This is a genomic window from Nonomuraea sp. NPDC046570 (assembly GCF_040645915.1).
In the GTDB taxonomy this organism is placed as follows: Bacteria; Actinomycetota; Actinomycetes; order Streptosporangiales; family Streptosporangiaceae; genus Nonomuraea.
The window spans coordinates 95,645-114,429 of sequence record NZ_JBEYZF010000016.1; the positions used below are offsets into that span (position 1 = coordinate 95,645).

25 protein-coding genes and 1 tRNA gene are annotated in these 18,785 nt (G+C 67.0%); 12 read left to right on the top strand and 14 right to left on the bottom strand.

All coding sequences use genetic code 11. The annotated features are described in order from the left end of the window. Positions 1–32: 32 nt before the first annotated feature. Positions 33–359, bottom strand: coding sequence for a hypothetical protein (locus ABZ911_RS24675; protein WP_358060161.1), 327 nt, complete (start codon positions 357–359; stop codon positions 33–35). A 101-nt stretch (positions 360–460) separates the two neighbouring features. Here ABZ911_RS24675 and ABZ911_RS24680 point away from each other — a divergent pair, with 101 nt between their 5' ends. Beyond that, a complete protein-coding gene (locus ABZ911_RS24680; protein ID WP_358060164.1) occupies positions 461–1,117 on the top strand; it encodes a hypothetical protein in 657 nt (218 codons plus the stop codon). A 228-nt stretch (positions 1,118–1,345) separates the two neighbouring features. On the opposite strand, the gene ABZ911_RS24685 is transcribed toward ABZ911_RS24680, so the two are convergent. From ABZ911_RS24685 to ABZ911_RS24695, 3 genes are all read right to left on the bottom strand, one after another. Continuing rightward, on the bottom strand, positions 1,346–1,630 hold the full coding sequence (locus tag ABZ911_RS24685; protein ID WP_358060167.1) for a hypothetical protein: 285 nt from the start codon (positions 1,628–1,630) through the stop codon (positions 1,346–1,348). A 254-nt stretch (positions 1,631–1,884) separates the two neighbouring features. After that, the gene (locus ABZ911_RS24690) at positions 1,885–2,595 is read right to left on the bottom strand and encodes a M15 family metallopeptidase (RefSeq protein WP_358060170.1); all 711 of its coding nucleotides are present in this window, start codon (positions 2,593–2,595) and stop codon (positions 1,885–1,887) included. Next, positions 2,592–3,488 carry a MerR family transcriptional regulator gene (locus ABZ911_RS24695; protein ID WP_358060173.1) on the bottom strand — a complete coding sequence of 299 codons (897 nt, stop codon included), beginning with the start codon at positions 3,486–3,488 and terminating at the stop codon, positions 2,592–2,594. Before ABZ911_RS24695 ends, ABZ911_RS24690 begins: the two co-directional genes overlap by 4 nt. Before the next feature lie 38 nt (positions 3,489–3,526). On the opposite strand from ABZ911_RS24695, the gene rplK reads away from it, so the two are divergent. Next, complete coding sequence (rplK, locus tag ABZ911_RS24700) at positions 3,527–3,943, top strand: 50S ribosomal protein L11 (RefSeq protein WP_358060176.1); 417 nt, start codon at positions 3,527–3,529, stop codon at positions 3,941–3,943. Here the strand turns inward: rplK and ABZ911_RS24705 are convergent. After that, entirely contained in the window at positions 3,940–4,308 is a 369-nt protein-coding gene (locus tag ABZ911_RS24705; RefSeq protein WP_358060179.1) for a VOC family protein, read from the bottom strand. The genes rplK and ABZ911_RS24705 overlap by 4 nt on opposite strands. 80 nt (positions 4,309–4,388) lie before the next feature. Between ABZ911_RS24705 and ABZ911_RS24710 the strand changes: the two genes are divergently transcribed. Further along, on the top strand, positions 4,389–4,751 hold the full coding sequence (locus ABZ911_RS24710; protein ID WP_358060182.1) for a YciI family protein: 363 nt from the start codon (positions 4,389–4,391) through the stop codon (positions 4,749–4,751). A 15-nt stretch (positions 4,752–4,766) separates the two neighbouring features. On the opposite strand, the gene ABZ911_RS24715 is transcribed toward ABZ911_RS24710, so the two are convergent. The 4 genes from ABZ911_RS24715 to ABZ911_RS24730 form a co-directional block, all read right to left on the bottom strand. Then, entirely contained in the window at positions 4,767–6,845 is a 2,079-nt protein-coding gene (locus tag ABZ911_RS24715) for a transglycosylase domain-containing protein (protein ID WP_358060185.1), read from the bottom strand. 331 nt (positions 6,846–7,176) lie between these two features. Then, the gene (locus ABZ911_RS24720; protein WP_358060187.1) at positions 7,177–7,689 is read right to left on the bottom strand and encodes a hypothetical protein; all 513 of its coding nucleotides are present in this window, start codon (positions 7,687–7,689) and stop codon (positions 7,177–7,179) included. Between the two features lie 24 nt (positions 7,690–7,713). Beyond that, entirely contained in the window at positions 7,714–8,100 is a 387-nt protein-coding gene (locus tag ABZ911_RS24725) for a hypothetical protein (RefSeq protein ID WP_358060190.1), read from the bottom strand. Between the two features lie 127 nt (positions 8,101–8,227). After that, positions 8,228–8,458, bottom strand: a complete 231-nt coding sequence (locus ABZ911_RS24730) for a hypothetical protein (protein ID WP_358060193.1) — start codon at positions 8,456–8,458, stop codon at positions 8,228–8,230. A 240-nt stretch (positions 8,459–8,698) separates the two neighbouring features. On the opposite strand from ABZ911_RS24730, the gene ABZ911_RS24735 reads away from it, so the two are divergent. The 6 genes from ABZ911_RS24735 (at position 8,699) to ABZ911_RS24760 (ending at position 12,845) form a co-directional block, all read left to right on the top strand. Continuing rightward, positions 8,699–9,013 (top strand): hypothetical protein, encoded by a 315-nt coding sequence (locus tag ABZ911_RS24735; RefSeq protein WP_358060196.1) that lies wholly within the window; start codon positions 8,699–8,701, stop codon positions 9,011–9,013. A 414-nt stretch (positions 9,014–9,427) separates the two neighbouring features. Continuing rightward, positions 9,428–10,093 (top strand): class I SAM-dependent methyltransferase, encoded by a 666-nt coding sequence (locus tag ABZ911_RS24740; protein ID WP_358060199.1) that lies wholly within the window; start codon positions 9,428–9,430, stop codon positions 10,091–10,093. Between the two features lie 709 nt (positions 10,094–10,802). Beyond that, the gene (locus tag ABZ911_RS24745; RefSeq protein ID WP_358060202.1) at positions 10,803–11,066 is read left to right on the top strand and encodes a hypothetical protein; all 264 of its coding nucleotides are present in this window, start codon (positions 10,803–10,805) and stop codon (positions 11,064–11,066) included. Between the two features lie 166 nt (positions 11,067–11,232). Continuing rightward, positions 11,233–11,361, top strand: a complete 129-nt coding sequence (locus ABZ911_RS24750; protein ID WP_358060205.1) for a hypothetical protein — start codon at positions 11,233–11,235, stop codon at positions 11,359–11,361. 189 nt (positions 11,362–11,550) lie between these two features. Beyond that, a complete protein-coding gene (locus ABZ911_RS24755) occupies positions 11,551–11,679 on the top strand; it encodes a hypothetical protein (protein WP_358060208.1) in 129 nt (42 codons plus the stop codon). Next, positions 11,679–12,845 (top strand): methyltransferase domain-containing protein, encoded by a 1,167-nt coding sequence (locus ABZ911_RS24760; RefSeq protein ID WP_358060211.1) that lies wholly within the window; start codon positions 11,679–11,681, stop codon positions 12,843–12,845. Before ABZ911_RS24755 ends, ABZ911_RS24760 begins: the two co-directional genes overlap by 1 nt. A gap of 155 nt (positions 12,846–13,000) precedes the next feature. Here the strand turns inward: ABZ911_RS24760 and ABZ911_RS24765 are convergent, their stop codons facing one another. The 4 genes from ABZ911_RS24765 to ABZ911_RS24780 form a co-directional block, all read right to left on the bottom strand. Beyond that, positions 13,001–13,543, bottom strand: coding sequence for an RICIN domain-containing protein (locus tag ABZ911_RS24765; RefSeq protein ID WP_358060214.1), 543 nt, complete (start codon positions 13,541–13,543; stop codon positions 13,001–13,003). 170 nt (positions 13,544–13,713) lie between these two features. Continuing rightward, positions 13,714–14,271 (bottom strand): hypothetical protein, encoded by a 558-nt coding sequence (locus ABZ911_RS24770; RefSeq protein ID WP_358060216.1) that lies wholly within the window; start codon positions 14,269–14,271, stop codon positions 13,714–13,716. A gap of 620 nt (positions 14,272–14,891) precedes the next feature. After that, positions 14,892–14,980: transfer RNA gene (locus ABZ911_RS24775), tRNA-Ser, on the bottom strand. 175 nt (positions 14,981–15,155) lie between these two features. After that, positions 15,156–15,716, bottom strand: coding sequence for a YceI family protein (locus ABZ911_RS24780; protein WP_358060218.1), 561 nt, complete (start codon positions 15,714–15,716; stop codon positions 15,156–15,158). 91 nt (positions 15,717–15,807) lie between these two features. Here ABZ911_RS24780 and ABZ911_RS24785 point away from each other — a divergent pair, with 91 nt between their 5' ends. After that, positions 15,808–16,302, top strand: coding sequence for a MarR family transcriptional regulator (locus ABZ911_RS24785; RefSeq protein WP_358060221.1), 495 nt, complete (start codon positions 15,808–15,810; stop codon positions 16,300–16,302). Here the strand turns inward: ABZ911_RS24785 and ABZ911_RS24790 are convergent. After that, the gene (locus tag ABZ911_RS24790) at positions 16,259–16,765 is read right to left on the bottom strand and encodes a SigE family RNA polymerase sigma factor (RefSeq protein WP_358060224.1); all 507 of its coding nucleotides are present in this window, start codon (positions 16,763–16,765) and stop codon (positions 16,259–16,261) included. The genes ABZ911_RS24785 and ABZ911_RS24790 overlap by 44 nt on opposite strands. A 194-nt stretch (positions 16,766–16,959) precedes the next feature. Between ABZ911_RS24790 and ABZ911_RS24795 the strand changes: the two genes are divergently transcribed. Further along, positions 16,960–17,913, top strand: coding sequence for a hypothetical protein (locus tag ABZ911_RS24795; protein WP_358060227.1), 954 nt, complete (start codon positions 16,960–16,962; stop codon positions 17,911–17,913). 5 nt (positions 17,914–17,918) lie between these two features. Continuing rightward, complete coding sequence (locus tag ABZ911_RS24800) at positions 17,919–18,707, top strand: MauE/DoxX family redox-associated membrane protein (protein ID WP_358060230.1); 789 nt, start codon at positions 17,919–17,921, stop codon at positions 18,705–18,707. The last annotated feature ends 78 nt before the right edge of the window (positions 18,708–18,785 follow it).

Consider the following 18,785-nt stretch of genomic DNA (forward strand, 5'->3'; position numbering starts at 1 on the left):
GAGGCCCCGCCCCGCGGCGGGGCCTCTCTCTTTCACTGCTTGATGTCGTAGCTGTGGCCGACGGCCGTCTTGTGGGTGGAGGGGCAGTAGGCGTTGGACACGTTGTTCACCGGGTCGCCGCCCACGACCCACTTCCACGGGCCGGTCACCTTCGTCTTGGCTGATCCGTTGGAGCACGTCGCGAAGGCTCGCACATACCCGGCGCCACCCGTGCACCGGGCCCAGGCGTACCTGGCGCCGTAGCCGATGCCACTCTTGCAGCTGGTGGGCCAGGGTTCCGCGCTGGCGGTTACAGGGGTGATCACGATCGTCATGGCGGCCACCGCTGACGCCGCCGCAGCAAAGATCATCTTCTTCATGGGCGGGAGTTTAGCGAGAGGTCATCCGGATTTGTAATGATTTTGGACTATGGGCGGTAAATGCCCGCCTGGCGAACATCGGAACCCTAGGATGCCGTTCCATGCGTTCCGCGATCTTAGGTGGCCTCGCCGCCGCCGTCTTGCTGGGCTCCGCCGTACCCGCCGCGGCCGCCGCCCCCGTCAAACCCCTCACTCCGGCCCAGCTACGCGAGGCCCTCCTCGCCCCCGAGGACCTTGGTGAGGGTTATGTCCCCAACACGAAGCGCAACCGCGAATCGCTGGACGCCGAGTCGGCCCACACCAAGAAGTGCGCGAAAGCCATCAAGGCGCTGAAACCCCTCCTCAGAAGCAAGGCGGCGGTCTTCATCGACGAGGAAGGGAAGCCGTCGGGCGTCAGGCAGTTCGCCGTCAGCGGCACGCTCGCCGAGCTGGCCCGCTGGCAGACGGTGGGCAAGGTCATGGTGCGCGACTGCGCCGGGGTGGACGCCAGTACCGATGAGACCGAGGAGACCATCAAGAAGCTCTCCGTCGGCAAGATCGGGAACTGGGCGTACGGCATCAGGTACAGCAAGACGCTCCCCGAGGCGAACCCCGAGCCGATCCACGCGGTGGACGTCGTGCTCATCAGAGCCAAGAACACCGTCACCCTGCTGTTGAGTAGCGGATTCTTCGCGACATTCGATCCCGGCCTGAGCAGGAAGGCGGCACGCCTGGCAGTACCGAAACTTCACACCGCCCAGCAAACGGCTTCGGAGTAAGAACGACCGAGGCCACATCAAAAAGGGGGACGGAATGACTTATGGTGTGCTGGGTATTGTGGTTTGGCTTGTGATCGCGCTGATTCGCACGGACGGGCATAAAGGGGCAAGAACGATGTTGCCCAACCCGTGGAGGCCGGAATGGCAGGCGAGGCGAGCCGTAGGCCGTCGAGAGCAGCCTCGGCCGGAAAGTCGTACCCACCGGCGCTATCGGGTGACAGATAGCCACTACCCGGACGCTACGACCTCGCCGGCAGTGACCTGAGGAGGGTTCGGAAGCAGGGAGGCAAGATTCTCCCTCACGAAGTCCGCAGCCCTTTTGGTGGATTCTTCGGCCCCAGCTTGATCTTCAAAGACGCTGGTGGAAACCATCACCCCATCCCCAGCGTCGACCCAGTAGTAAGCCACGAACCCGGGGACCTGGCGGATGAGCGGCACGAACCCCTCACTCACTTGGCGTCCCGCCTCGGCGGGATCGGATACCCCCTCGTATCGCCGTACCATTGCGTACATAGCTGATCTCCTCCCCGGGCCCAAGATTGCCCCATGGGGAACGGCATACCCCACCCTGCGTCCTCAGAAGCCAAGGGTCTGTAAATGAATAACACGCGCAGTATTACGGGGCTGTAGGCGTGATGGTGGAGTGCTCTTTTGCCTCTCATCACTTCTCAACGTTTCGGGCCGTCTCACAGCCTCATATGCCCTCGTTGTGCCCTGGGCGAGCACTTCATTAGGTCAGGCGCGATTCCGCAATGGCGGTCCAGTTCTCAGCCGCCGCCCTTGCTGAAGTGCTGGTAGTCCTTGGTGCCGGTCCAGTAGCCGCCCCATTCCCAGCCCACGTTGGCGAATGCCTTCACCACCCGGTCGCCGGGGTTGATCACGCCTGGCTTGTGCAGGGGGCGGGTCGTGTACGCGCGGGCGTTCTTGTGGGCGGTGCCTCCGCCGGCTGTCACGTACGGGTTCTGGAGGGGGTTGAGGTCGATGGCCTCGCCGTAGGCGTGGTTCGACCAGTTGCTGGAGCCGGTGGCCGGGCGGCAGTTGAACGCCGAGGTGTTGTTCGCGTCGATCGAGTCGTAGTCGTCGCCCTTGAAGACGTCGACCAGCTCCATCCGCTTGATCGGGAACCGCCAGTCGTACAGCTTCTCGAACACGGTGACCACGTCGTCGGTCACCGTCTTGCGCACCACCATCTCCCCGGTGTGCGCCTTCTTGTCGAACCCCCAGAACGTCATCGTGATCAACCGCAGGTCCTGGTACGGCACCGGGCAGCCGGGCCGCCACGAGTACGGCAGGCGGTCCCGCCCGACCTTGGACACCTTGGCGGTGAACTTCGGCGGCCCTGCCGGAGACGGTGTGGCCGTGGGCTCGGGCGTTGCGGTGGGAGGGGCGGCGGATGGGCTTGAAGTGGACGTCGCCGCAGGTCCGCTGCATGCGGTGAGGGCGACGGCCAGGAATCCTAGGACGGCGACTCGCTTCATTCGCACACAATACGCGACGACGGGTGACGCACCGTCGCTTCCAGCCAGCCGTACGCCTCGGCGGGTTCCCGGGGGAGCGGCGTGTCGTTGATGATCGCGACGAGCTCCCAGTGGCGGCTCGCCCTTGGGTCGTGCTCCTCGAAGGCCCGTAGCAGTTCGGCCCGGCTCTGCCCGGTCAGGGCCAGCACGCGGTCGAGTACCCGGGAGGCTTCGGGCGTGCCAGGGGCGATGCCGGAGCGGGAGGCGTCCAGCGCCAGGCGCATCACCTCAGGCTGCCCTTTCCGCCACGCGTCGTGGTCGGCGTCCTGCCAGAAGTCCTCGCTCTGTGAGCGCAGCCGCTCGCGGTAGTCCTCGTCGGCGAGCAGTTCGGTGAGCTCCAGCCACGCGTCGAGCTGCGCGATCGTGGGTTCGGCCGGCAGCGAGGGCACCAGGCAGGCCCGCAACGAGCGCAGCCATTCCAGGCGGGCGGGGATGTCGCCGCCGACCTCGTCCACGAACGAGTTGAGCAGTTTCTCCATCTCGGCCGCGCCGAGCCTGCCCAGGGCGTGCAGCCTGCCCAGGTCCTCTTCGGCGGGCCCGTCCTTCTCCAGGGTGGCCCGCAGTACCGCTCGGGTACGGCCGAGCGCCGCGATCTGCGTCTCGACCGCTTGGAGGTGCAGGTCGAGCACCTCTTTGAGCGGGCGCCGGCCGAGTGAGCGGATCGTGGCCAGGTCGACGCCGATCTCCCGCAGGGTGCGCACCAGCTCCAGGTGGACGCGGTGCTCGTCGCCGTACACGCGATAGCCCGCAGCCGTGCGCGCGGGCTCGGGCAGCACGCCGGCGTCGGAGTAGAAGCGGATCGTCTTCACCGGCAGCCCGGTGAGCTTGGCGAGTCGGCCGATCGAATAATCCACTTGAGTCTCCAGTTACGGGAGACTTTAGCGTACCCGCCATGGCGAAGAACAAGACAGTCACTCTGCATCTCCGGGCGGGCGAAGCTGGCCCGGCGGACGTCGGCAAGGAGCTGGGGCCGCTCGGCGTCAACCTCATGGAGTTCTGCAGGCGGTACAACGCGCTGACCCAGGACAGGCGCGGCTTCGTGGTCCCCGCCGTCCTCACCCTGTTCGAGGACCGCTCCTTCGAGGTCGTCACCAAGCAGCCCACCACCGCCTCGCTGATCCGCCACGTCACCGGCCTGTCCGGCGGCAGCCCCCGCCCCGGTCACGAGAACGGCGGTTGGATCACCAAGGAGCAGCTCCGCGAGGTCGCCCTGGCCAAACTCCCCGACCTGAACACCACCGACCTGGACCAGGCAGAGAAGATCATCGCCGGTACGGCCCGCTCGATGGGCCTGTCCGTACGGGACTAGGCGTTCTCCTGGAGTACCGACAGGATGTTCCCCGCGGGATCCTTGAACCAGGCGATGGCGGGACCCTGCCCCCGGGCGATCCCCCTGTCGTCGGTGACGGGGTAGCTCTCGAAGGCGACCCCGCGCGAGGCCAGCTCGTCCACGGCGGCGTCGATGTCGTCGACCGGGAAGTTCAGGATCGTGAACGTCGCCGGCGTGTGGTCGTTCTTCGGATACACCAGCGTCGGCCGGTCGCCGGCGAGATGCAGCGTCAGCATGCCGTACTCCTCGGTCACCTTCAGCCCGAGCGTCTCGCCGTAGAACCGCCTCGCCTTCGGGATGTCGTCCACGGAGAACCCGCTGAACGCCTTCACGTGCTCGAACATGATGCTCCCCTTTTGCGTGGGCCTATCTTTTTGGAGACGCAGCAGCCGGGAAACTGAGTCTCGACACTGCGGAGGCACCGATGAAGTACCTGATCATGGTCTACAGCAACCCGACGTCCCGTGAGGTCTGGGACGGGCTGCCCTCCGACCAGCGTGCCCAGGGCGTACGCGAGCACACCTTGCTGTCGGAGGACCTCGCGGCCTCCGGCGAACTGATCGTCGCGGAGGCCCTGGTCGATCCGTCCCAGGCCAAACGGATCCTGGTACGCGACGGGCAGACCGTCTCGGCCGACGGGCCGTACCCCGACGCCAAGGAAGTGCTGGCCGGGTTCTACCTGCTGGACTGCGAGAGCGAGGAACGGGCGATCGAACACGCCTCGCGGATACCGGAGTCCGCGCTCGGCCTGGTCGAGGTCCGGGCGATCCTGGACCTGGGGATATGACGGATCTTCAACGGCTCACGGCTGCTCGTCCGGCTGTTGTTGCCGGGCCGGTGCGCAGGTGCGGTCGCAGCCGCCGAAGCGGGCCTCGTCGACCGGTGTGAACCGCTCGGCTGGCAGGCCGCGCAGTGCGGCCGTCATGGTGTCCTTCCAGATCGGGCCGGGCAGAGAGGCGCCCTGCACGGAGCCGAAGTACCGCCCGCCGATGGTGACGCCGGTGAGCTTGTACCGCTGGGAGCCGCGCGGGTCGCCGATGCTGACCGCCCCGGCCAGGTTCGGGGTGAAGCCGGCGAACCAGGCGCTGGCGTACCCGTCGGTGGTGCCGGTCTTGCCCGCGGCCGGGCGGCCGATACCGCCGACGCTGCGCATGGTGCCCTTGGTGAACACGCCGGACAGGATGTGGGCGGTGGCGTCGGCGATCTCCGGTTCCAGTACCGGCCTGCACGCGGGCTTGAGCGCGGTGCTCTTGCCGTACCGGTCGGTGATCTTCGTGATGGCCATCGGCGCGCAGTACGTGCCCCGGGCCGCGATCGCGGCGTAGGCGCTCGCGAGGGTGACCGGGTCCATCTCGTTGATGCCGAGGGTGAAGGTCTCGAACTCCCTCAGCTTCGCGCCGTCGGCCCGCTTGATGCCCAGTGACTTCGCGGTCTCGACGGTCTCGCACAGGCCCACGCGCTCCTGCAGGACCATGAAGAAGGTGTTCACCGATCCCCAGGTGCCGGTGGCCAGCGTCTTGAAGCCGGGAGAGCCCTCGTCGTTGGTGACCGTCCAGGACGGGTCGCCCACGCTGCCACCCGCGCAGGTCTTGAAGCTGGCCGGGCCGGGCGCGGTGTAGCCGGCGCCCGCGGTGATGCCGTCGTCGATCCTCATGCCCTGCTTGAGCGCGGTGATCAGGGTGAACGTCTTGATCGTCGAGCCGGGCTGGAAGCCGGTCAGCCCGCCGTGCGCCTTGTCGGCGACCGCGTTGTAGGAGATCTCGTTCCTGGCGGCCGAGCGGCCGTAGGCGCGACTTGCCGCCATCGCCTTGATCGCGCCGGTGCCCGGTTCGACCAGCGCTTCGGAGGCCAGCGCGTGGTCGGAGGCGTAGACGTGCTTCCTGATGGCCTTCTCCGCGGCCTCCTGCGCCTTCGGATCGAGCGTCGTATAGATCTTGAAGCCGCCCTGCTTGAACGCCTGACTCCGGAGCCGCTGCGTCTTCCCGAAGACCGGGTTGGCGAGCAGCTCATACCGAACATACTCACAGAAGTACGGATATTTGCTGTCTTGGCAGCCGTTGGGTTGCTTGACGCCCTTGTAGCCAAGCTTGCGCGCCTTGGCGGCAGACGCCTCCTGCGGGGTGATCCTGCCCAACTCGGCCATCCGGTCGAGCACGACATTGCGCCGCTGCAGCAGCAGCCCGCGAGCCTTCGCGCCGAGGTTGGGGTCCGTCCTGTTGGGATCCTGTACGGCACCGGCGAGGGTGGCGGCCTGGGCCAGGTCGAGCCGGGCGGCCGACACCCCGAAGAAGCGCCTGGCCGCCGCCTCCACGCCGTTCGCGCCCGCACCGAAGTAGGCGATGTTCAGATATTTCTCCAGAACCTCGTCCTTGGAGTACTTCGCCTCGACCGCCATCGCATGGCGCAGTTCCCTGAGCTTGCGCGTGTAGCTGGCCTCCAGGGCGGCGTTCTGCTCCTTCTCCGTGCTGGCCGAGTTGAGCAGCACCTGCTTGACGTACTGCTGGGTGATGCTGGAGCCGCCCTGGCTGACCCGGCCCGAGGTGAGGTTCTTGGCCAGGGCCCGGGCGGTGCCCTCAAGGTCGATCACGCCGTGCTCATAGAAGCGCGAGTCCTCGATGGCGACGATCGCCGTCCGCATCACCGGCGCGATTCGGCCGAGCGGTACCGCTTTGCGGTACTCGGCGTAGAACTGGGCGATACGGTCGCCTTCGGCGTCGTACGCGGCGGACGCCTCCGCCAGGGGCGGCTCCACCAGTTCCTCGGGTGCGAGATTCAGCTCCTCGGTGGCGGAGACGATCGCCGTGCCGGTGCCGCCCACGGCGGGCAGCCCGATGGCCGCGACCACCAGCCCGGCGGCCGTGGACGCGGTAACCAGGCGCACGATACTGGACAGTCGGGTACGAGAGGTCGAGTCGGCCATAGCTGGACATATCAGCACAGGGCGATCTCTACTGTCCAAGACTGATATGCATCGTCTGGCGATATCGAAAACGCTATGAGTAGAGGACAGCCCAGCTCACCAGGTCTTGCCGGGCTGCTCCCGGAGTGTCCTGGATCCGGGTGGCAGCTTCGGTCAGCGCGAGCGCTGCAGTCCTCTGACCGGTATCGAGCCGACCAGCGATGGCGATCATCACACCCTCAGGAGCGTTGGCCTGGCTTGTCGACGATGGCGGTCTTGAGCAGGCTGTCCCAACCGATGATCTGGCCCTTCTTCACGGGGAACGAGTTGCCCCCCGATGACTGCGGACGGCGAGGGTGCGGTATCCCATGTACGCGTAGGTCTTGGGGTTGATGAAGATCTCGTCGCGCAGGTAACCGGCATGAAGGCGGTAGAGGGTGACTCCTGAGCGCTTGGCGAGGTCCGTGGAGCGGGGCTCGTAGCGGACGCCGGGGATCTTCGCCATGGCGCCGTACATGGCGGCGCGAAGCTTGAGGGGCAACACGGCGTCCCGCATGCCCTGCGCGATGTACTGGAACGCGAACGTGTTCCGCTCTTCGGCGGTCAGGCGAGGTGTCGCGGCCTCGGCCTCCCGCCTTGCGTCCTCAGCCGACTTCCCTCGCTTCTTGGCCATCTCCTCCTGGCGCCGCATCGTGTCGGCGTTCCTGCTGGCCTCCTCCGCGTCGATCTGCTTGTAGACGCGGGCGAGCAACTCGGTGGGTTCGGTCGGCAGGGAGAGGAGGTACGGGTAGGTCACCTCGAACTCCGAGCCGTCGACCACCTTCAATTCTCCGTTTTCGATGTAGGCGAACTACTTTTCGTCCGCTCGGCGCCACATCTCCCGGGTATGCGTCACCTTCGGCGTACCGAACAGTCCGCTGCCGCCGTCCACCTGGGGCTGGACGACTTTGGACTTCATGTACGCCCACTGGGTGGGCCTGGGGGTGCTGTCGGGTTCCTCTGCGGCCAGCACCGCCGCGTTGTTGGCCAGGTCCTCGGCGTTCGCGACCTGGCGCAGGTGGAGGCTTGGGGCGGACGGCTGGACAGGGGGGAGGACTCGATCCGCTTCGGGAGCGCCTGCCATGCTCGCCACGACCAGCGCGAGCGCGGTCGCCCCGGCCAGACCGAGCCCCCAAATGGGCCGGACGCGGCGGGCGGCCGAAAGCCAGGGACTCTTCCCGGCCGTGGGGTGGCGCATATGGGCGGCCAGGCGGGCACGGGCGTCGGTGATGCTCCCAGGTAACTGAGCTGGGCGCAGGCGACGAGCAGCAACGCGTCACGGTCGCCCTTGGAAAGCTCGGCCAGGCCCCGCGCCAGCACGGGGTTCAGCTGCTCACGGTCACCTGGTCCGCCACCCGGTCGGCGTGGTTGCCGCTGTCGTCCCGGGTCACGGAACGGCTGAGCGCACGGTAGAGCCGGATCTCGCTCCGGCGGTGCCTGCCGATCAGGTTGGTGACGATCCCGTAGAGCCAGGCCCGAGCCTGGCCGCCGCGTAGCGGTGGATCGAGATGAAGTACCGATCGAAGATCATCGAGAACCACTCGGGCTCGTGGCATGACTTCTCGATGATCGACGCGTCGGTCGCCCCCTCGGCGTTCGTATGGGAGGGGTATGGGTCGGGGTCATGCATCCGGCGCCTTTCTCGAGAAGCGATCCGCCCTGATTGCCCGAACCCACGAATCTTCTTCACGGCGTAGCCAGAAGGCCCTCGTCCTGAGGGCCATTGCTGCGGCACGCACCCTCTTGCACTGCGCGGATGGCATGCTGGGATGCCGGCGATCATAAGGAGATCAGTGATGACCCACCCTCTCGGCACGCCGCCCGCGCCCCGGCGTACCCCTCTCAGCGCGGAGGAGAGGATCCGGAGCGAGGCGAACTTCGCTCCCCTCGTCGCCGAGCACCTCATCGCCAACGGGCGCTTCAGGGTGAGCGCCGACACGCCGGAGATGTCGGAGTTGTTCCAGGCGGTCGCCCGCCGGGTGGGCGAGATGCTCCAGCGGCCTGTGGTCAGCTACTCCAACGGCAGGTACATCGTGATCACCTTCGGCGAGGAGGAGACCCCGACCTCACCCACTCAGCCCAGAAGCGACCGCCAGGTGTCGTCCAGGTAGTCGAGCGCCGGCCCTGGGCTGGGTTGTGGGTCCAGGCGTCAGTCACGATCGGGGTTGCTGTGCCACGTCTCGAATTGGCGAGCGGGCGCATGCATGAGTTCTCGGTACTGCTTCGCCTTGTTCACGCAGTCGGGGCAGATGGGGACCTCAACCGACCTGGCCGTCGCTTCCTGCGTCGGCTCGCGGGAGGTACCCAACACCGTCATGCCCGGAGGAAGACCGGTCTCGGGGTCGATCGTGACTGTCGTGACGCTCGCAGGGACAATTCTGAAAGCGCGCTTGCATCCGTGGCATCTGCCGATTGTCGTAATCTGCTCGTCTGCCATATGGCGTCTGCCCTCCTCCCCAGCACCGTACATCCTGGTCGATCTCCTCAACGGGCCGGTTCCTTTGCCTGGAGTAGCGTTGCCCGCCGTGACCGACTTCATCTCTCTTCCCTTCTATGACCTACTCCAGGAAGACGGCCACGTGCCGGGGGTTCGTGCGAAACTTCCCTCGCTTCTGGCTGGGGTACGGCGGAGCATCCCGGAGATCGGTGCGGGAACCGGCCTGATAACCACGGCGCTGGCCGAATGGACACCCGCCGAGATCTTCGCGCTGGAGCCCTCGACCGGAATGCGCGGGGTGCTACTGTCCCGGCTGAGCGGGAGCACGGAGTTGCTGAAGCGCGTAACCGTACTTCCCTGTGACGCGCTGAGCGTCGATCTGGATGAGCCGGTTGAAGCCATAGTGATGATCAACGTGATGTACGCCATGGAGCCGGACTACCGCAAGCGGCTCTGGCCGGTCCTGGCGGCCCAGCTCGAACCTGGCGGCCTGCTGGTTCTCACCTGGCGCGAGGGCGGCGCGCCGTCACCGCGTCCGCTCCAGGCGTCCGGCTCTCGTCAGGTGGGCCGTCACACCTATACGGCCCTGTCAGAGATTCTCGAGTCAAGCGAAGAGGCGTGTACGGCCCGCTACCTCTATCGGATCACCGAGGGCGACGGTGATCAGCGAGGAGGAGATCGTCGGCCCCGCCTACCGTCCTGTGTGGGAGACGATCGAAGGGGAGCTGGTCAAGGCAGGTTTCGTCCAGACTGACGCGCCCGAGGGTTTCCTCGCCTGGCGGCTCGCCTGAGGTCAGGGCAGCGGCAGGCCCGGCCTTCCCCGGCATCGACCTGGCCGAGCAGAGCGCCCAGACCATCGCGACCTGCCCGCTCCCACTGCTACTGGCTCAGTCGATTGAGCCCTTCAGCACCGACGACCGGATGCACAGCACTGCCCTGGCCGAGACCCTCGGCGTCGACCAGGCCGACCTCGGCGCACTCCTGGGCGCGCTCGGCGTCCGCCCCCTACGCCGCGCCTTCATGCGCGGCGGCCAGGAACTGCGCGGCTACGAACTGAGAGGCAGCCGCCGCGGCGATCAGCCGCGGCGACCTGGAAGTCCCGCCGGAGGTCGCCGACTGGACGGCCGCATGACCCTGGACCCCGCCGGATGGTCTCGGAGACCCCCGGACGTCAGGGTCCGACGTCCGGCCCGGACAGCCCCCGGACACCCCCGGACGTCCCACCCAGATGGCCCTCTAGCAGGGAAAACCCCTCGGCTGTCCGGGTGTCTGGGAGGACACTCACCCCCTGATACCGGGGTTTGGAGCCCTCCAGACCCACCTCACGCGGCGGTGAGGTCTTTCTGGCCTGAGGGGGACTGCGGGTGTCAGGCCGGGATCGGATTGACTACCGCCTGTCACTTTCCGCATTGATCTGACTGCAGAGTGTCTCTGATTTGTAGTCGATGCAAAGGAGTTCGCTCATGCGTCTCACCGCCCCCCTCGCCGCCCTGGCCGCCGCTGGCGCCTTCACTCTCACCTGCCTCACCCCGCCCCCCGCCGCAGCCACCCCCGCCTCGGCCACGGCATCCACCCGGACAGCGGCGCACCAAAGCGTGCTGGCCAGCACATGCGACCGGGACACCTTCTACTCCCACGACCAGTGGTCGAAGGGCAACACACAGCTGTGCGTGGACGTGGCAGCGCGCCGACGGCACCAAGGCCCTCCAGGCCAGCTTCTACGGTGACTTCTATTACTACTGGGGAGCGGCCTGGTACGCCGACGGCGACTGCATATTCGGCTGCCACCTGACGGGCAACTTCACCCTGCGCAGGGGCGGCGGCGCCCCCACCTTCGGCGGCATCAGCGCGACCCTGAGCGGTAACAGCGGCTGGGCCGGGCACACCTTCGACGTGGACAGCGGGCACTACCAACTGGCCGTCGGCGTACGCAAGGAAGGCGGCTACTGGCGCAACCAGGGCTACCCCAGCAGCTCCACTATCCAGATGAACACCCTGAAAGTCGACGTCAACGTCCCCTAAACGACAACCAGCGCTCAACACACCAAGAGCGGCAACCCCTAGTAGGGACCGGACGTGCGACCGGTAGGCATACGGAGTACCTCCTGGACGCCACGGCCGCGAGCAGTGCCACGTGAATCTCCCCTTGTCCGCCCCCGAGATGTAGCCGTACGGTCACGCTAAGCAGCTATCAAGGCGAGGGAGATCACTATGGGAAAGCACAAGGGCCCACCGTCCGACCGCCCCTTCGACCCGAAGAAGGAGGGACAGAAACCCGCCTCTGACGGAGCACCGCCCCTGTCCCCGCGTGAGGGGGACAAGAAGGACGGCGACCGGTAGTGGCCGACCTCGACGACCGTCTCGACCGGCTCATCGCCGACACCGGCCATATGACACCGGCCGTCGCGAAGGCGTTCCGCGCGGTGCCGCGTCACCTGTTCGTTCCGCCCGTGGCCGTGGCCTGCCCGCAGAACAGGTACGGCACGGCGTACGGCGTCGACCGGGATGCCGACCCCGGCGAGTGGTGGGACGCCGTCTACAGCGACACCGGCCTCGTCACCCAGCTTGACGATGGAGCCACCGCCATTTCGGACGTGGTCGGCCCCGACGGCGAGGTGGACCTGGCGAAGGTGGGCGGCTACACCTCCTCCAGCTCCGCTCCCACGGTTGTGGCCTACTTCCTGCGTCACCTCGACGCCGCGCCGGGTCACCGGACGTTGGAGATCGGTACCGGCACCGGGTGGACCGCCGCCCTGCTCGCCCACCTGGTCGGCGACCAGAACGTCACCTCCGTCGAGGTCGACGCCGCCATCGCCGCCCAGGCGGCGAAGCATCTGGGCGAGGCGGGCGTGCAGCCGCACCTGGTCGTGGGCGACGGCGCGGACGGATGCCCCGAGCGGGCGCCCTACGACCGCGTCCATGTCACCTGCGGGATCCGCGCCGTCCCGTACGCGTGGGTCGAGCAGTCCAGGCCCGGAGCGGTGATCGCGCTGCCGTACCAGCCCGGCTTCGGCGTCGGCTACGCGCTGCGGCTCACCGTCGCCCCGGACGGCAACGCCTACGGCCGTATCGGACGGGAGGTCGACTACATGCTCATGCGAGCCCAGCGCCCGCCCGAGCTGCAACCAGCCGACCCGGCGCAGGCGCGCGACTTCACCACCCGCATCGACCCGCGCCTCATCGCCCGTGTCCCGGGCGGGGCCGATCTGGTGATCTCAGCGCTGACCGGTCTGCGCTGCTACTCCCACCAGGGCGAGGACTACCAGCGCGTGTGGGTGATCAACGACTCAGGTGAGGGCGTCTCCTGGGCGGCGGCGACCTGGGAGGCCGACCAGGAGGAGTACGAGGGCTACCAGATCGGCGACCGGCCGGTGTGGGAGGAGGTCGTCGACGCCTACTTCCGGTGGGTGTCTTGGGGCGAGCCGGGCCAGGACCGGTTCGGGATGACGGTCACGCCCGAAGGCCAGCAACTGTGGCTGGACTCGCCGGAGCACGTCATCGGGTGACGTTCCTGGAGCATGACAACGGCGCCCCGCCTCTTCGGGGCGGGGCGCACGCGTGTCCAGAGCCCCTCGCATGGGCCCGCTTCTAGAGCCTCCACTCGGGTTACCGCGACCGGGTAGGTGAGCCCCGCCCTTTGTGTTCCCGGTGCGGTTGTCGGTCAGGTCAGGGTGTCTTCGACCTCGATCATGCCGTTGTCGATCACGAACTTCTGGTTCATGTTGGTGTTCGCGCATTGCCACAGGTGCACCCGGGTGCCGTTGGTGCGGGCGCCAGTGGCGTCCAGGCACATCGGGGTGCCGGAGGCGAGGGTGTCCTTGATGATGATCTCTCCTCTCCTGATGAACCAGATCTGGTTGGTGTTGGTGTTCGAGCACTCCCACAGGTGCACCGGGGTGCCGTTGGTGCGAGCGCCGGCGGCGTCCAGGCACATCGGGGTGCCGGAGTGGAGGGTGTCCTTGACCTTGATCAGGCCGTCGTCGATCACGAACTTCTGGTTGGTGTTGGTGTTCGCGCATTGCCACAGGTGCACCCGGGTGCCGTTGGTGCGGGCACCGGTGGCGTCCAGGCACATGGGAGGGCCGGCGAGAGCGGTGCGGGAAGCGGGCTGTTGGGCGGCAGCCGCGGCGGGCAGGACGATGGCCGAGCTCACGGCGGCGGCGGCGACGGCGCCAGCCAGCAGATGGCGACGAGCAAGCAGCATGGTGCCTCCTGGGCAAGGTTTGATCAGAACTCAAACAGCATCTCGTAACTAAGTGCTTTCGATCAATCGCTCACAGTTACAATCTGGCGGTCGGCGCGACTGTTCGTCATGTTGCGGCCTGTTTCGGCCGGGAATCTGCGGCCGCATTGTTCAACGGCCATCGCACAGAGTTACTTTGGCCCTGGCGGCGGCGACCCGATTGAGGGAAGCGCGAGCGCTTGGTCGCGGGCGAGCGGTGGGTGGGCACGGAGTTGATCTTCACGAGCGTTGACGGGCGTGCACTGCGGGAGGAGTACGTCTCGGAGAGGTTCGCGGCGATCGTGGCCGCGGCTGAAGACCTGGCGCATCCTGCGCAAACTCCGCTGCTGCCTGCTCCTGACTGGGCACTCGTCCTTCAGCTCCGCGAATCGAGATGAAAAACGTTCAGTCGTCGGCCGTCCGTTCAGGTCCTCAATCTCGTCGGCGACTTCGGCCAGGAATCCGTCAGCGGTTACCGGATGCGGCTGGCGTGATTGCCACTTGGATACCTCTGTTGCTTGTTCCGGGGCATCTGGGTTTCTGACCGAGACCTTGCCAGAGGCAAGCATCTTCCTCAGACCTGATAGGTCCGTCCATCCGTCGCACTTGATGGCCCCGTCAGCGAACACCGCGAGGTCGACTATGTAGTACTCGTGCCACGTCCGGAGCCAGACGTGGTACCACGCCCCGTCGATTCGCTCATCATCCACGATTCGGTAGGTCGGTCGGCTCCATATCACGGTCGTACATTACAGACAAGATCGACTGTATTCCGGCGCCCATTGCTGCGCTTGACGGTCGGGCTCGCTCGCAAGAGGTTCGGCCACGGGGCAATGGTGCCGTAAATGATCTGGCGGATGTGGCTAGCGGACCGAGCTGACGGCGGCCGGGACCGGCCCCCAGGCCGCATGCCCGGCCGCCGAGCGGCGCAGGGCCGCGAGGCGGCGCGAAGTGCCGCCCTTGATACCTATGAGAACAATTCGGCAGTGATCCAGATGAGCGCTCGGGCGCTTGGTAGGTGTGGGTGGTAGAACGCTGGGTGTGGAGGATCGGCGGGATCGCCTGCGGGCGCTGGATGAGTAGCGCGGCGGCTGCGTAAGGATGCCGGGCTGATCGGTAAGGATCTGGCGTTGCGGGCTGGGTGGCTCAGCCGACGATCACACGGGTCACCACGACCGAGCGATACACCCACGTATCCACACCGCTCATGCGGGGCGCGGGGGAGCGGCTGGCTTCCGCGCTCTGGGGAAGGTCTCGACCCGTTGCAACTACGACGCCCCTAACGATCAAAGGCCCTCGTCCCAGGATCTGGGAGAGGGCCTTTGAAGTGCGGAGGATGGGAGATTTGAACTCCCGATGGTGTTGCCACCAAACCGCATTAGCAGTGCGGCGCCATAGACCTGACTAGGCGAATCCTCCCGGTAGCCGTGTGGCTTAGGACAGAGTACCGGCCTTCTGGCGAGGCGGCAAAGCGGTTGTGCTGCGCGCCGCCCCCGAAGTTATCCACTGCCTGTGGGTAACACGGTCCAAGCCTGTGGATAACGAACGACCGCAGCCCGCTCCACCAGCGGAACGGGCTGTGGACAAGTATGTGTCAGGCGGGGTTGGCCTCGCCCTCGATCTCCACCTTGATCTTCTTGCCGACCAGCACGCCGCCGGTCTCCAGGGCCTGGTTCCAGGTCAGCCCGAAGTCGTCGCGGTCGAACTCGGTGTTGATGGAGAAGCCCCAGAGCGCCTGGCCCCAGGGGTTGGTGCCGGCGCCGCCGTACTCGACCTTGAGCTCGACCTCCTTGGTGACGCCGCGGATGGTGAGGTCGCCGGCGACGGTGAAGTCGTCGCCCGAGTGGTCTACGACGCGGGTGCTGCGGAAGGTGATCTCCGGGTACTGCTCGACGGACAGGAAGTCGTCGCTGCGCAGGTGGCCGTCGCGGTCGGGCGCGTTGGTGTTGATGCTCGCGGTCTCGATGGTGACCTCGGCGGACGACTCGAGCGGGTTCTCGGCGATCGTCACGGAGCCGGTGAACTTGCCGAACGAGCCGCGGACCTTGGACACCATCATGTGCTTGACGACGAAGCCGATGGTCGTGTGGTTGACGTCCAGGTTGTAGGTGCCGGCGGCGGGGATGGTCAGGCCTTCCCAGGTACGCGTGCTCATGGTCTATGTCTCCCTCGGGGTGTGCAGATGCTTGCTCCAACAGATATCTACAGGAGGAATATTCCTCTCGTCAACTATCGTCCTCTAGGATGTGAACGTGATCCCCTTTGACGACCCCCGGCTGACGGCGATCGGCCTCCTGTCCGAGGTCAACGCCGGTCTCGCGGAGCGGATGAACCCCGTCTTCGCGCAGGCCGGGCTTTCCGTGATCGAGTTCGAGACGCTCATCAGGCTGGCCCGCTCTCCCCAACGAAGCCTGCGAATGGGCGACCTCGCCGCGCAGACCGGTCTGTCGACCAGCGGGGTGACCCGGGTTGTGGACCGGTTGGAGCGTGACAGCCTGGTGGTCAGGCAGCCGTGCGCCAGCGACCGGCGCGCCTCCTACGCCGCCCTCACGGAGTCGGGGGCGGAAAGGCTCGAAGCCGTACTACCCCGCCATCTTGAGGATATCGACGCCTGTCTCACGGGATTGCTCGACAAAGAGCAACTGAACACGTTTCTCGCCACTCTGCGGATCATCAGGGACGTGGTGCGTCCCGGTGCTACGGCGGGGGTGGCTGAGTCGGAACGTGCAGGTCGGCCCTGAGCTTGGCCATCGCGCGCGAGACCGTGCTCTTGACCGTGCCCAGGCTGATGCCGAGCGCCCTGGCGATCTCCGGCTCGGACAGGTCGTCGTAGTACCGCAGGATGATCGCCGCGCGCATGCGGTCCGGCAGCCGGGCGAGCGCCGCGTCGAGCAACTCGTCCAGTTCGCCGGAGCCGGCACCCTCGACGGGCGGTTCGGGGAGTTCCTCGGCGGGGTACTCCTCCAGCCTCCGCCTGCGCCACTGCGAGATGTTGAGATTGACCATGGCCCGTCTGACATAGCCGTCCAGGGCCGTTCTGTCCTGGATGTGGTCCCAGGCGAGGTAGGTCTTGGCGAGCGCGCTCTGGAGCAGGTCCTCGGCGTCGCACGGGTGACCGGTGAGTTGGTGGGCGGCGCGCAGCAAAGCGGGACCGCGGGCCTGGACGTAGGCGCGGAACTCCTCATGTGCCCGTGTTGACTGCATCGTGGCCAGAATCGCAGCCGTAGCCCCTATTCCGGCTGAACTGGAATGCAGGATTTGTACTGCCAGGCTTAAAGGTCGGTCAAGGTGGGTGGCAGGTTTCCCCTCCATTGGCGTCAACCCATTCCATGAGGGATGCGTATTTTGCTCTCTTCCGGGGTGAACGGGATGAGACGCGACGTGACTCGTGTGAGGCTATGACGGTGGCGCAATCCAACGTCGAACGCCGCCGGGTGCTGGCGGCCGCGGCACTGGGGCGCGAGCCCGGACATCCCGGGCCCGATCCGGCCGGTGGCGACCCCGTACACGCCGTGACAGGGACGATTCTCGATGTCAGCCCCCATCTGATCATCGTGGAGACGGCCCAGGGGGTGGAGGAGCGACTGGTCATCGCGCCCTGGGCGACGGCGTGGCGGGACGGGAAGGTCGCTCCCGCCGACCTGGCGGCCGGAAGCTCGGTGATCATCCGCGCGCTGCGCGAGGGCAAGGTCGTGGAGCGGATCTGGGCCGACCTCACCCGGATGACGGGGACGATCGTGTCGATCGAGGGCCGCCGCGACCTGACGGTCGAACTCGACTGCGGGCCGCATCGGGGGCATCGGAACATCGTGATCCCATACCGGACCTCGGGGCGGTTACGGGTACGGCATCCGCAGTTCGAGCCCGGGTTCCTGTTCGACGCGATCGGTGTCAGGGCGGGCGGGGCGAGCCTGGCCCTGTTGCCGGCCACTTCGCAGCCCGCCTATCGGGCGCGTGCCGTACCGGGGCCGCCGCCTGCCTATGGTGGGGTGCAGTCGCGGATCTCTGGGACGGCCACCTGGTCGGACGCTTTCGACGAGGATGAGCGGGGGGCCGCGTACCCGATGGTGGAGCGTTCCGACGTGGGGTGCGCGGAGGCGGAGGTCTCGTGTACGGGACTGCCGTACCTGGCGCTCGGGTCGCTGCTGGATGTGCGCAATGTGTGTGAGGGGCGGTCGGCGCGGGTGCCGATCGTGGCGTGTGGATGCGTGGCCGGGAGATTCTGCGACCGGTGTGTCGAGTGCGGCACTTCTCCGCGGGGGCGGATCGTGGAACTGTCGCCCTCGGCTTTCGTCGAACTGGGTGGGGAACTGACCAAGGGGTGTTTCAACGCCCGGGTCGGATTGGGGTGACGCGCGTGCTCGAATCTCAGCTTCCGGTTCTTGTCTTCCTGCTGACGCTGGGCGGGGTCGCCAAGCTGGTGACGGTCCGGTCCGAGGCGACCCCCGGCGGGCTGGCCCGGCTGGGGCCCGCGGTTCTGATGTCCGACCGGCTGCGGGCGCCCGCGATGATCTGCTGTGCGGGGGTCGAGTTCGTCCTGGCCGCTGGACTGCTGTTCACCACGTACCCGATCGTCCGGTGGGCGGCGGTGGTGTTCTTCGCGCTGTCCGCGTATGTGCTGTGGGAGCTGCGCCGGCGGCGGCCCGACGCTGGATGCGGCTGCTTCGGCGAGGTGAGCGCGGCGCCGGTCGGCCTGCGCTCACTCGGCAGGACGGCCGTGCTGACCGCGATGGCGCTGCTCTCGGTCAGGGCCGGCGTGTACGGCTGGGCGGCCGTCACCCAGCCCTCGTGGTGGACGCTCGGCGGCCTGATCGTGATCGCCGTTCTCTCGCCGGAATTGGAGGAGGCGTTCGACCGGCTCCGCTACCGGGCGCCCTGCGAGCAGCGGCGGGCACCCGAAGGGGTCGCGCTCGGCCGGCTCAAGGCGAGCGCGCCGTGGCGGGCGCACCGGGAGCGGCTGGCCGCGGCGGAGCCGTACGACAGTTGGCGTGAGCTGTGCTGGCGGTTCTACGTGTTCGAGGGACGGGACGAGGCGGATGTCGTATTCGCCGTCTATCTGAGCGGGTGGCGTCCGGCTGTGCGCGTGGCGGTGGTCGGCGCGGACGACAGTGGCTCGATGCCACAGTATTCGGCTCTATCGGCCTGACGCTAGACAGCCCTATAGAACCTGAGAATGTGACTCTCTAAGCGTGTCTAGCTTCCCCACTAGACACGCTTAGAGAGG

Excerpts from the sequence above, each read along its gene's own strand:
- ABZ911_RS24675 (WP_358060161.1), bottom strand. The coding sequence starts at position 359 with ATGAAGAAGATGATCTTTGCTGCGGCGGCGTCAGCGGTGGCCGCCATG.
- ABZ911_RS24680 (WP_358060164.1), top strand. The coding sequence starts at position 461 with ATGCGTTCCGCGATCTTAGGTGGCCTCGCCGCCGCCGTCTTGCTGGGC.
- ABZ911_RS24685 (WP_358060167.1), bottom strand. The coding sequence starts at position 1,630 with ATGTACGCAATGGTACGGCGATACGAGGGGGTATCCGATCCCGCCGAG.
- ABZ911_RS24690 (WP_358060170.1), bottom strand. The coding sequence starts at position 2,595 with ATGAAGCGAGTCGCCGTCCTAGGATTCCTGGCCGTCGCCCTCACCGCA.
- rplK (WP_358060176.1), top strand. The coding sequence starts at position 3,527 with ATGGCGAAGAACAAGACAGTCACTCTGCATCTCCGGGCGGGCGAAGCT.
- ABZ911_RS24705 (WP_358060179.1), bottom strand. The coding sequence starts at position 4,308 with ATGTTCGAGCACGTGAAGGCGTTCAGCGGGTTCTCCGTGGACGACATC.
- ABZ911_RS24710 (WP_358060182.1), top strand. The coding sequence starts at position 4,389 with ATGAAGTACCTGATCATGGTCTACAGCAACCCGACGTCCCGTGAGGTC.
- ABZ911_RS24725 (WP_358060190.1), bottom strand. The coding sequence starts at position 8,100 with ATGCGCCACCCCACGGCCGGGAAGAGTCCCTGGCTTTCGGCCGCCCGC.
- ABZ911_RS24730 (WP_358060193.1), bottom strand. The coding sequence starts at position 8,458 with ATGCCACGAGCCCGAGTGGTTCTCGATGATCTTCGATCGGTACTTCAT.
- ABZ911_RS24735 (WP_358060196.1), top strand. The coding sequence starts at position 8,699 with ATGACCCACCCTCTCGGCACGCCGCCCGCGCCCCGGCGTACCCCTCTC.
- ABZ911_RS24745 (WP_358060202.1), top strand. The coding sequence starts at position 10,803 with ATGCGTCTCACCGCCCCCCTCGCCGCCCTGGCCGCCGCTGGCGCCTTC.
- ABZ911_RS24755 (WP_358060208.1), top strand. The coding sequence starts at position 11,551 with ATGGGAAAGCACAAGGGCCCACCGTCCGACCGCCCCTTCGACCCGAAG.
- ABZ911_RS24765 (WP_358060214.1), bottom strand. The coding sequence starts at position 13,543 with ATGCTGCTTGCTCGTCGCCATCTGCTGGCTGGCGCCGTCGCCGCCGCC.
- ABZ911_RS24780 (WP_358060218.1), bottom strand. The coding sequence starts at position 15,716 with ATGAGCACGCGTACCTGGGAAGGCCTGACCATCCCCGCCGCCGGCACC.
- ABZ911_RS24790 (WP_358060224.1), bottom strand. The coding sequence starts at position 16,765 with ATGCAGTCAACACGGGCACATGAGGAGTTCCGCGCCTACGTCCAGGCC.
- ABZ911_RS24795 (WP_358060227.1), top strand. The coding sequence starts at position 16,960 with ATGACGGTGGCGCAATCCAACGTCGAACGCCGCCGGGTGCTGGCGGCC.